This is a genomic window from Candidatus Phycosocius spiralis, assembly GCF_030158815.1.
In the GTDB taxonomy this organism is placed as follows: Bacteria; Pseudomonadota; Alphaproteobacteria; order Caulobacterales; family Aquidulcibacteraceae; genus Aquidulcibacter; species Aquidulcibacter spiralis.
Map to the genome: position 1 here is coordinate 35,149 of NZ_BPFZ01000003.1, position 14,141 is coordinate 49,289.

Below are 14,141 nucleotides of genomic sequence, written 5' to 3' on the forward strand. Positions count from 1 at the left end.
CAGCGAAGGGTTTCCCCTGCCCCAATAAAACTCTAGGTCTGGCCCATGGTTGGTTTGATTGATCGTGACAGCAGGGTTTGGGCGGTTTTGGGGCCGACCAATACGGGCAAGACCCATTTGGCGGTGGAGCGTATGCTGGGCCATTCCACTGGCATGATCGGGCTGCCGCTGCGTCTCTTGGCACGCGAGGTTTATGATCGCATTGTGCGGCAAAAAGGCGTTGGCCATGTTGCTTTGGTAACGGGGGAGGAGCGGATTGTACCCGCTTCCGCACGTTATTTTGTCGCCACGGTTGAAGCGATGCCACTTGATCGCCCATTCTCCTTTGTGGCGATAGATGAGATCCAGCTATGTGGCGACCCTGACCGGGGCCATATTTTCACCGACCGTTTGCTGCGCGCGCGCGGGCAAGCGGAAACCATGTTTATGGGCTCAGACACCATGCGCCCCATGATCCGCGCGATGATCCCAGGCATTGAGATTGAACGGCGCGAACGCCTCTCTACCTTGACCTATACCGGGCTCAAGAAGATCACCAAGCTGGCGCGGCGCAGTGCGATTGTGGCGTTCAGCCAGGAAGATGTCTATGCGATTGCCGAATTGATCCGCCGTCATAAGGGTGGTGCGGCCGTCGTCATGGGGGCGCTGAGCCCACGCACCCGCAATGCGCAAGTGGCCCTTTATCAATCGGGCGAAGTGGACTTTTTGGTTGCAACTGACGCCATTGGTATGGGCCTGAACATGGATGTGGACCATGTGGCCTTTGCCAGCCTGTCTAAATATGACGGGCGCCGCCATCGCCCCCTGCGGGCCGATGAGATTGCCCAGATTGCCGGGCGCGCCGGGCGCTTTCGCACCGATGGCACGTTTGGTGAGACTGCCGATTGCCCCGATCTTGATCAAGACGCGATTGAGCGGGTGGAGGGCCATCAGTTTGAAGCTCAAGACGCGCTGGAATGGCGCACAGCCGATCTCGACTATCGTTCCCTCGGCGCCCTGATCACCTCATTAGAAGCGCCCTCGCCCCATCCCGCCCTTAAGCGCACCCGTGGCGCGATTGATGAAGAGGCTTTCCGCCGCTTGGCAGGCTTGGATTGGGTGCAGACCCAAGTTAAATCTTCCGTTGGCGTGCGCCGCCTGTGGGACATTTGCCAATTGCCGGACTTTCGGAAAGCACCCCAAGAAGAACATGTGCATCTGATTGAGAGCTTGGCGCAGCATTTGTTGAAGCCTAAAGCGCGCATCCCGTCGGACTGGTTTGCAAGGCGGGTGCAAGAGCTTGACCGCTCCGACGGGGATATCGAACAGCTACAACAACGCTTGGCCGCCATTCGCACTTGGACCTATGTCGCCAACCGATCTGACTGGGTTGATGAAAATAGTCACTGGCAAGGCCAAACACGGGTGATAGAAGACAGACTATCTGATACACTTCACGAACGCTTGATGCAGCGGTTTATCGATAAGCGAACTTCGGCCTTGCTTAAGGGCCTCAAACGGGAAAATGCAATGGAAGTTCACGTACAAGAGACGGGGGAAGTCACAGTTGAAGGCCACCCCATTGGCCGCCTTGTTGGGTTAAGATTTCAAGCTGATCCCTTAGCCACGGGTCTCGAAGAACGCGCCGTTAAAAATGCTGCTTTCACAGCTTTGCGGCCTGAATTGACTAAAAGACTGGATGCCATTGCCGCCGGGGGTATCAATGATTTTGTGCTTTCCGATCTGGGTGTGATCATCTGGCGCGGGGCAGAGATTGCGAAGTTAATGGGCCACCAACCGCTCTTAAAACCGAAAGTGGTTATGATTGGCGGTGAGCTTGCCCAAGAAGATACGCTCAAACGCGCCCAAGAACGCTTAGACGCTTGGCTGACTGAAATTGTGACGCGTGATCTTTCGATGTTATTGGCTTTGGCGCAGGCCGCTGAAGGCGAAGCTCTAAAAGGCCTGGCTCGTGGCGTTGCATTCCGGGTTGCAGAAGCCGGTGGCGTCATGGAGCGCGCTGACTTGGATGGCGATCTTAAACAATTAACCCAAGAGGACCGCCAGGCCTTGCGCGCCGTGGGGTTGCGCTTTGGTCGCGCTAACATCTATCTGCCTGCTCTTTTAAAGCCGCGCCCCGCGAGATTGCATGCGCTTTTAGCCTTTTTCACAGCGGGCGGGGATACCGCTTCGGCAAAACCCTTCTTGCCACCCCTAGGCGTCACAAGCTTTACCATGCGCGAGCCGGTGGCAACCAAGCCCTTAGCCGCAACGGGCTTTCGCGCGTTTGGTACCCGCGCGGTGCGTCTTGATATTGTCGACCGCATCGCCGATGCATTATTTGAAGCGGCAGAAAGAGCCAAAGGCCCTTGTGTGTTTCCCGCCGTGATTGTGTCCTTGCTTGGGGCTTCACAGGAAGAAGCTGAAGCCGTGGTCGTGGCTTTGGGCTGGGAAAAGTTTGAAACCAGTCGCCCGGTTGTTGCGTCGGTCGAAGCGCCCATTAAAACGCCTGTTGAAGCATCAAGTAAGATCTTGGCTGAAGGCGAAACACCGGCCACGCAAGAAGCCGCCTCTGAAGCAGTCCCCAATGAGACGGCCATCGAAGTCGAAGTCAATGAAGGTGGGATTCCCGATGTGGAAACCCCAGTCGTGGCAAATGGTGAAACGCCTTCGCCAGATGCCGCCCCGTCAGCGTTGGAAACCGTCACACTGTGGCGGCGAAAACGCTCTAAGCTTGTACGACCAGATTTTAGAGCCAACCGAAAGCCCAACACGGCTGGATCTGCGCAATCCCGCGCATATTCAAGTCCGTCACCGCCGCCGAAAGTGGAAGGCATGACGGGTCAACCCGACCCCTCGCGCGCACCCCGCCCGCCGCGACGCGATGATCCGCACGGGCGTAACCTACCCCGCCCAGAAGGCAGGCGCGATGGTAAAAAGGGCTTTAGGTCAGATGCGGGTCGAAACTTTGCTGCGGCTCCCCCATCACAGGGTCGTAAGGGCGCGGTGGCAATTGATCCAACCAACCCGTTTGCTGTCCTTGCTAGCTTAAAGCTTGCAGCCGCGCCTGAAACCATCCGGCCGACTGTATCTCCCAAAAAAAAGAAAAATCGCCTCCCAACACACCCAAAGCCAAAGCCAGAAGCAGTTGTCATTGAGACTGATCCTGTTGCAATGGAACCAACACCTGAATGAGTGCGGAGGTCGAAACTGCGCGCTTAGACGTTTGGTTGTGGCGTGCGCGTTTCTTTAAGACTCGTAGCCTTGCGACAGAGTTTGTGACACGCAAAGGCGTTCGGGTGCAGCGCCTTGGATTTCAGGTGCGCAAGATTGATAAGCCCGGCTATCACATCACCCTCGGGGATCAATTGGCTTTTGCTTTTGGTGGACAGCTACACCATATCGAGGTGCGTGCAATGGGTGTGCGCCGCGGGCCAGCTTCAGAGGCTTTTATGCTCTATGATGCGGCAGAAACGCGCGACCCGGTTGACCTTTCAGGTCAGCGCGGTCACATCGGCCCAGACCTATTGTTGAGGAGCCCCCGCGAGGACCATGACCTATATCGTGACTGACGCCTGCGTAAAGTGCAAATATATGGATTGTATCGAAGTATGCCCGGTGGACTGCTTCTATGAAGGGGAAAATTTCCTCGTCATTCATCCTGACGAATGTATTGATTGCGGGGTGTGTGAGCCTGAATGCCCAGTCGATGCGATCAAGCCAGATACCGAAGATGAACCCAACGGCAAATGGCTGGCAATCAATTCGGAATTTGCGAAAATCTGGCCAAATATCACAGTCAAAGGCGACCCACCTGCAGATCGCGATGCCTTTGCCAAAGAAAAGGGCAAGTTTGAAAAATATTTTTCGCCAAAGCCTGGCGAAGGTAACTAAAGCCGATAAGCCTATCAATCAAGGTCGTGAGACCCTTGGAGAGAACGTGATGAATTGGTCAAAGACCTATGAAGGCACCGGACCCACCCGCGTCAATAAATGGATGGGTCAAACTGGGGTGTGTTCACGCCGTGAAGCCGAAGCTTTAATTGAAGCGGGCTTGGTGTCGATTGACGGACTTGAGGTCGCTGATGTAGGACGCAAAATCCAGCCTGGCCAAACCCTGACCATTGCTGAGGCTGGCAAAACCCAGCTTGATAACCGCTTTTCCATTGTGATCCATAAGCCCAAAGGCGTGGTCTCCGCCCACCCAGCGCCCGGACAAGTCCCAGCCATTCGCTTGTTGACACCTGAAAATCTGGTCGGTGCATGCGACATTTTTCCCGATGAAGAAACCAGTCTGGCTCCCGTCGGCCGCTTAGATATGGATTCTCGCGGACTATTAATCCTGTCCGAAGATGGGGTATTGGCCAAAGCCTTGATCGGCCCACAATCCGAGCTTGAAAAAGAATATTTGGTTGCCATTGAAGGAATAATCACCAACTGGGCGCTCGAAAAATTGCGGTTTGGCCTAATGCTTGACGGTCGTCAGCTAAAGCCCGCTCAAGTGGAGGTGATTGGTCGGTATCGATTGCGGTTTATTCTACAAGAAGGTCGTAACCGACAAATCAGGCGCATGTGTGAGGCGGTTGGACTTTATGTAGTCGATTTGGTGCGCATTCGCATCGGCTCTTTGATGCTGGGCGATCTACCCGAAGGCAAGTGGCGGTTATTGTCTGCGTCAGAGCGCCAAGCCTTGATTGGTGATGTGTAAAGTGGTGAGAAAACTCATGGGCAGTAAATTCATGGGGTGGTTACATTGCACGCGCTTCACTTTACAATTTTTTTATGCTATAAAAGTCAAGCTGTAGCAGTTCTGCACAGCATTCTCTGGTGGACTCCAACCTTACGAAGCAAAAAGACCTAACATCGAAACGGCCTTTTTTAAAAAGCACGTAGCGATGCAAGAATGCTTTTGTCTTTATGGGTTGGCATGGTGCGAGGGTTAGTTCGCGATGAGCGAAGTTAAGAAGACAGCATTATTTTCAACCGGCGACTACGTCGTCTATCCGGCCCATGGTGTTGGTCGGATCACCGGTATTGAATCTCAAACCGTAGCGGGCATTAGTTTGGAAGTGTTTGTTATTGCCTTTGATCAAGATAAAATGACCTTACGCGTACCGACATCTAAGGTTAAGGCTGGGGGTCTGCGTGCCTTATCTGGCCCAGGTATTATGGACGACGCGCTTAAAACCCTGACGGGGCGCGCACGGATCAAGCGGGCGATGTGGAGTCGGCGGGCACAAGAATATGAGGCCAAAATCAATTCTGGTGATCTCATTTCCATCGCCGAAGTGGTGCGTGACTTGCACCGTGCTACCAACCAACCTGAGCAATCCTACTCGGAGCGTCAATTGTATGAGTCAGCGCTCGACCGTATGGCACGTGAAGTCGCCGCCATCGAAAGCGTAAATCGCGACGAGGCGATCAAAAAGCTGACAGGGACTTTGGCCACCCGCGCGGCGTGAATATCATTGTCTGGTTGAGATAGCCAAGGGCTGTGTACTAGGCATGCATTTAGGCAGAGTGGCTCTACGCCATGCGACGAGACGCCTATTCCCCTCAAGTTCTGTGGGGACTTTAGCTTACCCGCCACTGGTCGAAAGGCTAAATCCAAGCGATGATAGATGCAGTAGAAAAGTCTATTCCTAAAGTCGGTGTTGTTTCGCTTGGCTGCCCAAAGGCCTTGGTGGATAGTGAGCGCATCATCACACGCTTGCGCGCTGAAGGCTATCAGATCGCGCCAGATTATTCTGGCGCGGATCTCGTGCTTGTTAATACCTGCGGCTTTTTAGATAGCGCACGCGAAGAAAGCTTGGACGCCATTGGTGAGGCGATTGCTGAGAATGGCAAAGTCATCGTCACCGGTTGTTTGGGCGCAGAGCCTGATGTGATCCGGGAGCGTCACCCCAAAGTCTTAGCGATCACGGGGCCACAGCAATATGAAAGCGTGATGAGTGCGGTTCATACCGCCTTGCCGCCCAGCCCTGATCCGTTTTTGGATTTGGTGCCCGAAGGCGGGGTCAAACTCACGCCGCGCCATTATGCCTATGTGAAGATATCTGAAGGGTGCAACAATCGGTGCTCTTTTTGCATCATTCCTAAATTGCGCGGGGATCTTGTTTCACGCCCAGCCGCCCATGTAATGGCAGAGGCGGAAAAATTGGTGGGTGCTGGGGTAAACGAGCTCTTGGTGATCAGCCAAGACACCTCCGCCTATGGGTTGGACATCAATTATGCGACCAGCCGCTGGAAAGAGAGCGACTATCGCGCGAAATTCTATGATTTATGCCAGGATTTGGGCAGCCTTGGCGTGTGGGTGCGCCTCCATTATGTCTATCCCTACCCCCATGTAGACGAAGTTCTGCCTTTGATGGCGCAGGGCAAAATTCTGCCCTATCTGGATATTCCTTTCCAACACGCCAGCCCATTAGTGCTCAAAGCCATGCGCCGCCCGGCCAATCAGGAAAAGCAAGCGGCCAGAATCGCAAAGTGGCGTCAGGAATGTCCAGATCTTGCTATCCGTTCAACCTTCATTGTCGGCTTTCCGGGCGAAACGGAGGAGGATTTTTCCCTACTCTTGGATTTCATGCGGGAAGGCCAAATCGACCGGGTCGCCTGTTTTAAATATGAAAATGTGGTACATGCCGCCTCCCGCGACCTTGAAGGCCATGTGCCCGAAGAGCTGAAAGAAGAGCGCTGGCATCGGTTTATGCAGGTCGCCCAAGAAGTATCCCAACAGCGCTTGGCGACCAAAGTCGGCAAGGAAGTCGATGTGATCATCGATGAAGTGGATGATGAAGGCCCAATCGGGCGCACGATCTGGGATGCGCCAGAAGTGGATGGTGCGGTTGAGTTACATGGATTCAAGCGTGCAAAACCCGGCGATATCGTGCGCGCCCGTATCATCGAATCTGGTGACTATGACTTAGTTGGCAGGGCGCTTTAAATGGCCAAGGCCTGCTATGTCTGATCCTGCTGAAACCAAAGACGGCCTGCTTCTGGATTGCTGGTATTTTGCCGCCACTTCGCACGAGTTGAAAGCGGGTAAACAGTTTCGCCGCATGATTTTGGGTGAGCCAGTGTTGCTTGGCCGCACAATGACGGGTGAAGTTTTGGCGATGCGAGATGTGTGCCCGCACCGCGCGGTGCCTTTATCGGCTGGTCGCCAAATTGAAACCAATGGAGTGGCCACCATTGAATGCCCCTATCACGGCTGGCGCTTTGGTGGTGATGGGATGTGTAAGTTGATGCCATCTTTGGTCGAGGGCCAGCCCTATGACGCGAGCAAAGTGAAGGTCCGCCACTATCCCCATCATGAAGCCAATGGGCTTGTGTTCATTTATGTAGCCCAGGACCCACGTTTTTCAGGCACACCAGACCTGCCCCCGCCCGAATTTGGTATCAAGGCCGACCGACCTAAATTCGTGGTCAGCCGCGTTTTTTCTGCCCATATGGACAATGCGGTGGTCGGACTTATGGACCCGGCGCATGTGCCTTTCGTGCATAATCAATGGTGGTGGCGCCCGCCCTCGGTTGGCTTGAAAGTCAAGGAAAAACAGTTTGAACCAAGCCCGTATGGCTGGGCCATTGCCCGCCATGCACCCTCGTCCAACTCCTTGGCCTATAGGATTTTGTTTGGCGAAGGTGTGACCACTCAGATTGTGTTTATGCTGCCTGGATATCGCTGGGAAGTGGTGGAAAATGCGACCATTCAATTCTTCACCTTGACATGCCTTACCCCGATTGATGGTCAATCGACCTTGATCACCCAAATCAGCTATTGGACGGGCTCCATGCTCTTGGATTTGATCCGCCCCATCCTGATCCCTGCAGCGCGTGAATTCCTGGATCAGGATGGCAGGATGGTTGATTTGCAAAACCAAGGCCTGCCCTTTACCAAGGCCATGCTTTGGATTGATGATATCGATGTGCAGGCCAAATGGTATATGAAGCTCAAGCGCGAATGGGACCAAAGCCGTGCAGTCGGTCGGGCGTTTGAAAACCCAATCGAGCCTTGCACGCTAAAATGGCGAAGTTGATGACACCTCAATTCAAGGATTGGGCTTGCTTCTGGGCCCTCAGTCCGCCATCGTGGTTGAAAAGCTAGGCAGGGGTTCAGGGGAGAGCACGCTGGATGCGAATAGCGATATTGAAGGAAACGCGTGACAAAGAAACCCGTGTGGCGGCCTCGCCAGAAACGGTGAAAAAGCTTGTCGCCGCGGGCCATGCGTTGGTGATTGAAGCGGGTGCGGGCGATCACGCCGCCACGCCAGATTCTTTATTCGTCAGTGCAGGTGCCGAAATTACCAAGGACGCAAAGGCGGCCCTAAAAGGCGCTGAATTGGTCTTAAAGGTTCGCAGACCTAGCGCAGAGGAGCTTAAACTGGTGCCAAAGGGTGCAGGTGTTGTCGCATTCTGGAACCCACATGGCGACAAAGCGCTGATTGAAGAAGCGGCCAAGGCCGGCATCATTGCGCTTTCGATGGAATTTACGCCACGTATCACCCGCGCCCAAGCGATGGATGCTCTGTCTTCGCAAGCTAATTTGGCAGGCTATCGGGCGGTCATTGAAGGGGCTGCCCTTTATGGGCGTGGTTTTCCGATGATGATGACGGCGGCGGGAACGGTTGCTGCAGCCAAATGCTTTGTGATGGGGGCAGGGGTTGCGGGCTTACAAGCCATTGCGACCGCACGCCGCCTTGGCGCGATTGTGACCGCGACCGATGTGCGCCCCGCTTCTAAGGAGCAAGTCGCTTCGTTAGGTGCTAAGTTTATCGCGGTTGAGGATGATGAGTTTAAAGCCGCTGAAACCGCTGCGGGCTATGCCAAGCCCATGAGTGCTGAGTATCAGGCCAAGCAAGCCATTTTGGTGGGTGAGCATATCGCCAAACAGGATGTTGTGATCACTACCGCTTTGATCCCAGGCCGTCCGGCTCCCGTCTTGGTGACGCCGCAAATGGTGGCCAAGATGAAGCCTGGCAGTGTGGTGATTGATTTGGCGGTTGAGCAGGGCGGAAATTGCCCGCTTTCAAAGGCTGACGAAATCGTGGTGACCGATAATGGGGTGACTATTGCAGGCTTTGCCAATCTACCGGGTCGGTTGGCCGCTGATTCCAGTGCGCTTTATGCCAAGAATTTGTTGAACCTGTTGCCGCTCTTGACCGATGAGGCCAGCAAAGGCTTTGCGCCCCATTTTGACGATGACATCATTAAAGGCATGCTGCTCACCCGCGATGGCGCGGTGGTGCATCCATCCCTGATAAGCAGCTGAGGATTGAGTATGGAAGCCGTTGACCCAACCGTTTTCCGCCTAGCCATTTTCGTGCTGGCGATCTTTGTGGGCTATTATGTGGTGTGGAGCGTGACCCCTGCGCTGCATACGCCGCTGATGGCGGTCACCAATGCCATTTCCTCGGTCGTCGTGGTTGGTGCTTTAGTCGCAGCAGCTGCGACAATACCGGGTGGAGGTGCGGATCCTGCGACGTGGGTATCGCGTGGCATGGGTGCTGTGGCGGTTGCTTTGGCTGCCGTTAATATTTTTGGCGGCTTTTTGGTGACCCAGCGCATGCTGGCCATGTACAAAAAGAAGGATCGCCCATCTCCTCAAAATGAGGCGCACTAATATGTCTCCATCCATAGCAGCACTCCTCTATCTCATTTCTGGCGTCTTATTCATTTTGGCTCTTCGTGGTCTCTCAAGCCCTGAAACCAGTCGTCAAGGCAATCATTACGGCATGATTGGGATGGCGATTTCGGTCATCACCACGCTCTTGGCGGTTAAGCTAGATGTGACCACATTGGGCCTGATACTGGCCGCCACTGCAATCGGCGGCGGCTTTGGCGCGGTTTTGGCCCGCCGCATTGCCATGACCAGCATGCCACAATTGGTTGCAGCCTTCCACTCGTTGGTGGGTTTAGCGGCGGTTTTGATTGCGGGTGCCGCTATGTACAGCCCCGACGCCTTTCATATCAGTGCGCCAAGTGGCGGGATTAAGACCGCGTCCTTGATCGAAATGGGCCTTGGCATTGCGATTGGTTCTATCACCTTCACAGGCTCGCTGATCGCTTTTGCTAAGCTCAATGGCAATATGAGTGGTGCGCCGATTATCCTGCCCGCCCGCCATTTTTTGAACATTGCTATCCTGGTCGGCATTGTGGCGCTGATCGGGGTGTTGATTTCGACCCAAGGCACCGCATTTTGGGCGTTTTGGGCCTTGGTTGTGCTTTCCTTTGTGCTGGGCATAACGTTGATCATTCCCATCGGCGGCGCGGATATGCCCGTTGTTGTCTCCATGCTTAATTCTTATTCGGGATGGGCAGCGGCAGCCTTGGGCTTCACGCTTGAGAATAATGCACTAATCATTACGGGCGCTTTGGTGGGTTCTTCGGGTGCGATTTTATCTTACATCATGTGTAAGGGCATGAACCGCAGTTTTTTTTCAGTCATTTTGGGTGGCTTTGGCGCAGCAGATGGGGCCACCTCTGGCGGTGGCAAGATTGAGACCAGGCCGGTTAAAATAGGCAGTGCTGAGGATGCCGCGTTCATCATGAAAAATGCAGAGCGGGTGATCATCGTACCAGGCTATGGCATGGCGGTTGCCCAAGCCCAGCATGCGCTTAAAGAAATGGCCGATAAGCTCAAGGCCGAAGGTGTGGACGTCAAATACGCGATCCACCCAGTCGCAGGGCGAATGCCCGGCCATATGAACGTGCTTTTGGCTGAAGCCCAAGTGCCTTATGATGAGGTTTTTGAGCTGGAAGACATTAATTCAGAATTTGGCCAGGCCGACGTCGTCTATGTGATTGGGGCCAATGACGTCACCAATCCATCGGCCAAGACCGACCCGCAAAGCCCGATCTTTGGCATGCCGATTTTGGATGTGGAGCGGGCTAAGACCGTACTCTTTATCAAACGGGGTATGGGTTCTGGTTATGCTGGCGTTGAGAACGAGCTTTTCTTCCGCGATAATACGATGATGCTGTTCGCGGACGCAAAGAAGATGACCGAGGCGATCGTTAAGTCACTTTGACATGACATGCGACCACATCTGATGGCAGCTTATGCCTCCCGGGATTGTCGGGGACGTTTCGACATCAGGGTACGGGTCATCACACTCATGACCAAGAGCCCATCTTGATCCTGCACTTCATGGTTGGCGGTGAGTACGCCGTCATGGTCACTGCGGTCTTCTGTCGCTAAAAAAGTCAGATGGACGCTTAAAACTTCACCAGCATACACGGCTTTATAATAACGCAAGGCGTCTTGACCAAGACGTTGAAGCACAGGCCACTCGCGCGTTTCTTCCCACAGCATGCGCCGCCATAGAGCATAGACATGGCTTTCGGCAGCGCGTGGCCCTGCCCCTTCACGTCCTTTTTCTCTAGAGATTAAGGGCAGATTGGGGGCAAAACGTTGATGAAAAAGGTCGATATCTTCAGCACTTACAAAGGCTGCCCCGAAATCATAGCTGCGGCCAACGATGATGTCCTCAAACCACCAGCCAGGTTGTCTTGGCAAAATGCTCACGCCGGATCCTTTATACTAGCAGCCCTAATCTGACTAAGGCTAAAGTAACATCGTGGTTAGTTTGCTAACTCTTTGCAGCCTTTATTTACCAATTAGCAAAGAGAGTCTGTCCTTTGCTTAGACAATATCACGCCATTTAGCGCCATTTCGCGTTTAAAGTCTCGGAAGCTTTAAACCATTGTGGAATGTAAACCCAGTTTATGTCCACGTGTAACATGAAAACGTCTACCCATCGAAAGGCAAGCTAATGCTTAGGTTTCCGATGGCATATTATTCAAGGCTTCTTCCAACTTGTTAAAAGATGGTGCGAGGGGACTAGGCACGCTGCCACGGCCAATTTCAACCGACACCTGAGCGGCGTTGCCGTGTAAATGGGCAACCAAAACATCCATGATGATTTTGTAAAACTGATGTTCCTCGTCCAATACTTGGGTGAGCCTAACCGCCATCGGTCCCACAATACCATACGCCAAGAACACACCCAAAAACGTACCCACAAGCGCCTTACCGATCATCGCTCCAAGTACGGCGGGAGGTTCTGTGATCGCACCCATGGTTTTAACAATACCCAACACCGCAGCAACAATCCCAAGAGCTGGCATGCCATCTGCCATAGTTTGCAAAGCGTGCGAAGCACCGTGGGCTTCATGATGATGCTTCTCAAGTTGCTTTTCCATCGCAGCTTCTACTTGATGGGGATCTTCGAGGTTCATAGTCATCATGCGCAAAGTATCGCAGATGAAGTCTGTGGCATGGTGATCTTTCAGGATTTTAGGATAGCGCTTGAAAATGGCGCTGTCGTTTGGGTTTTCAATGTGCGCTTCTAACGCAACAACACCTTTTGCTTTCATGGTTTTGGTCAATGCAAACAACAAGACCAAAAGGTCTTGATAATCTTGCGCTTTCCATTTCGGACCACCTGCGATCTTGCCTATGCCTGCCCCTGTGGCCTTGATCGTATCGATCGAGTTACCGATAACGAAGGCACCGATTGCAGCACCCATGATCATCATGAATTCGAGCGGAGCCGCAGCGATCAACACGTCAAAGTGGCCACCTGCGAGCGCAAAGCCACCAAAAACCATGCCAAAAACGATCAATAGACCGACGACGAGCAACATAAGGTGATATCCATTAAGGCGTTAATAAGGGACGGTCAGAATACACAACCAGCAGTTTATGCATTGGTCTTCTATATCAAAAAGCCTTAACAGGGGGTGCAAAAAAGGTTGCCAAAGCCTTTATATGACGGCTCAAATGCCATCTATTAGCCATGTTGACCTTCTTATCTCTTCCTGATCAAAATCGAAAAGTATACATGGTTGCCTGGTTTCCAAGTGGCTAAAATCGCTTTAGGTACAAAGCTTGATGACCATTAATTTTGCGACATCACCTGCTCCAAACAAAACTTTTCGCTTGCTTTTTGCTTGTTTGACAATTGTAGGCATCGGCAATTCCATGTTGTTCGCGGTCTTGCCCCCAATTGCCCGCGAGGCTGGCATGCCGGATTGGTCTGTTTCGACGATTTTCACGCTTTCTGCGGTTTTGTGGGTTTTAACCAGTCCGGTCTGGGGTAAGATCAGCGACACCAAAGGGCGCAAACCCCTTATCGTGATGGGGTTAAGTTCTTATGCTCTTTCGACTGTTTCGTTTACCTTAATTGCGACCATCGGTTTGGTGGATCATTTTCACTGGTTCGCATTATTTGTTGGATTGGCCGCAGCACGCTCCATTTTTGGTGCTTTTGGATCTGCCACAAACCCTGCCGCTCAAGCTTATGTCGCCGATACCACGGCCCCTGAAATCCGAACCCGTGAAATTGCTGCCGTCACTTCTGCATTTGCCTTTGGATCAGCAGCAGGACCGGCACTTGCCGCCGGCATGGTTGCCAGTCTAGGTCTTTTAGCCCCTTTGTTTGCAACAAGTACCTTGGCAGTGCTTGGTGCGATCAGTGCGCGTGTATATCTGCCAAAGGTTGCGATCCCGCCCACAGCGCGACAATCGGCAGCTCCGTCATCGGTATGGCGTTTGGCTTTTAATGCCTCCGTACAACCTTGGCTCCTTTTTGGGGTCGTTTTGTCGGCGGTAACGGCTGTCATGTTTCAACAAATATCTTTTTATTTTATGGATCGATTGGCGGTGTCTCCGCGTGAGGGAGCAACTCTGACCGCTGTATCCTTGGCTCTAGGGGCATTGTCCCAGATCGTCGCGCAACTGGTCTTGATCCCCCGCCTCAACCTTTCGCCACGTTGGTTGGTTGTCTGGGGTAGTTTCATAACTGGGCTCGGCGCTGTATTGACGGCTTTAGGGGGCAGTTTTGGCGTGTTATGTGTTGCCCAAGCCCTAGTCGGGCTCGGTTTTGGTCTGGCGCGGCCTGGTTTTACAGGTGGGGCCTCATTATCGGTCTCTCAAAAGGATCAAGGTAGTGTTGCAGGCCTCGTAGTTGCCGCAAATGGCGCAGGCTTTGTTACCGCACCCCTGTTTGGGGCAGGCCTTTATGCATGGGTAAGCCATCAGGCCCCGTTTTACTTCAGCGCACTGATTCTCTTTATCCTCGCCGGATATGGCATGCTCAGTAATACGCTTAAGGGGCCCCCAATGGCTGAAAGTCCGCCCGATCAGCCTGGCGTTTGAGATG

The 14,141-nt window shown here is 53.3% G+C and carries 13 protein-coding genes; 11 read left to right on the forward strand and 2 right to left on the reverse strand.

Annotated features, from left to right (window positions below; all coding sequences use genetic code 11):
- Window positions 1–45: 45 nt before the first annotated feature.
- The 10 genes from PsB1_RS03295 to PsB1_RS03340 all read left to right on the forward strand — a co-directional run bounded on the left by PsB1_RS03295 (window position 46) and on the right by PsB1_RS03340 (window position 11,006).
- The gene (locus PsB1_RS03295) at window positions 46–3,174 is read left to right on the forward strand and encodes a helicase-related protein (protein ID WP_284359040.1); all 3,129 of its coding nucleotides are present in this window, start codon (window positions 46–48) and stop codon (window positions 3,172–3,174) included.
- Window positions 3,171–3,551: a S4 domain-containing protein gene (locus PsB1_RS03300; RefSeq protein ID WP_320412714.1), complete on the forward strand. Its 381-nt coding sequence runs from the start codon at window positions 3,171–3,173 to the stop codon at window positions 3,549–3,551. Before PsB1_RS03295 ends, PsB1_RS03300 begins: the two co-directional genes overlap by 4 nt.
- Entirely contained in the window at window positions 3,532–3,873 is a 342-nt protein-coding gene (gene fdxA, locus PsB1_RS03305) for a ferredoxin FdxA (RefSeq protein ID WP_284359041.1), read from the forward strand. The genes PsB1_RS03300 and fdxA overlap by 20 nt, the downstream gene beginning before the upstream one ends.
- A gap of 49 nt (window positions 3,874–3,922) precedes the next feature.
- On the forward strand, window positions 3,923–4,687 hold the full coding sequence (locus PsB1_RS03310) for a pseudouridine synthase (RefSeq protein ID WP_284359042.1): 765 nt from the start codon (window positions 3,923–3,925) through the stop codon (window positions 4,685–4,687).
- 241 nt (window positions 4,688–4,928) lie between these two features.
- Window positions 4,929–5,441 (forward strand): CarD family transcriptional regulator, encoded by a 513-nt coding sequence (locus tag PsB1_RS03315; RefSeq protein WP_284359044.1) that lies wholly within the window; start codon window positions 4,929–4,931, stop codon window positions 5,439–5,441.
- A gap of 152 nt (window positions 5,442–5,593) precedes the next feature.
- Entirely contained in the window at window positions 5,594–6,922 is a 1,329-nt protein-coding gene (rimO, locus tag PsB1_RS03320) for a 30S ribosomal protein S12 methylthiotransferase RimO (RefSeq protein ID WP_284359045.1), read from the forward strand.
- A gap of 16 nt (window positions 6,923–6,938) precedes the next feature.
- Window positions 6,939–8,015 carry a Rieske 2Fe-2S domain-containing protein gene (locus PsB1_RS03325; protein ID WP_284359046.1) on the forward strand — a complete coding sequence of 359 codons (1,077 nt, stop codon included), beginning with the start codon at window positions 6,939–6,941 and terminating at the stop codon, window positions 8,013–8,015.
- A 95-nt stretch (window positions 8,016–8,110) separates the two neighbouring features.
- The gene (locus PsB1_RS03330; protein WP_284359047.1) at window positions 8,111–9,247 is read left to right on the forward strand and encodes a Re/Si-specific NAD(P)(+) transhydrogenase subunit alpha; all 1,137 of its coding nucleotides are present in this window, start codon (window positions 8,111–8,113) and stop codon (window positions 9,245–9,247) included.
- 9 nt (window positions 9,248–9,256) lie between these two features.
- Window positions 9,257–9,598, forward strand: a complete 342-nt coding sequence (locus PsB1_RS03335) for an NAD(P) transhydrogenase subunit alpha part 2 (protein WP_284359048.1) — start codon at window positions 9,257–9,259, stop codon at window positions 9,596–9,598.
- 1 nt (window position 9,599) lies between these two features.
- Window positions 9,600–11,006, forward strand: a complete 1,407-nt coding sequence (locus PsB1_RS03340) for an NAD(P)(+) transhydrogenase (Re/Si-specific) subunit beta (protein ID WP_284359049.1) — start codon at window positions 9,600–9,602, stop codon at window positions 11,004–11,006.
- Between the two features lie 29 nt (window positions 11,007–11,035).
- On the opposite strand, the gene PsB1_RS03345 is transcribed toward PsB1_RS03340, so the two are convergent.
- Together PsB1_RS03345 and motA are read right to left on the reverse strand one after the other, a co-directional pair.
- The gene (locus PsB1_RS03345; protein ID WP_284359052.1) at window positions 11,036–11,503 is read right to left on the reverse strand and encodes a MaoC family dehydratase; all 468 of its coding nucleotides are present in this window, start codon (window positions 11,501–11,503) and stop codon (window positions 11,036–11,038) included.
- A 251-nt stretch (window positions 11,504–11,754) separates the two neighbouring features.
- Window positions 11,755–12,624 carry a flagellar motor stator protein MotA gene (motA, locus tag PsB1_RS03350; RefSeq protein WP_284359053.1) on the reverse strand — a complete coding sequence of 290 codons (870 nt, stop codon included), beginning with the start codon at window positions 12,622–12,624 and terminating at the stop codon, window positions 11,755–11,757.
- Between the two features lie 247 nt (window positions 12,625–12,871).
- On the opposite strand from motA, the gene PsB1_RS03355 reads away from it, so the two are divergent.
- Window positions 12,872–14,137, forward strand: coding sequence for an MFS transporter (locus PsB1_RS03355; protein ID WP_284359054.1), 1,266 nt, complete (start codon window positions 12,872–12,874; stop codon window positions 14,135–14,137).
- Window positions 14,138–14,141: the final 4 nt, after the last annotated feature.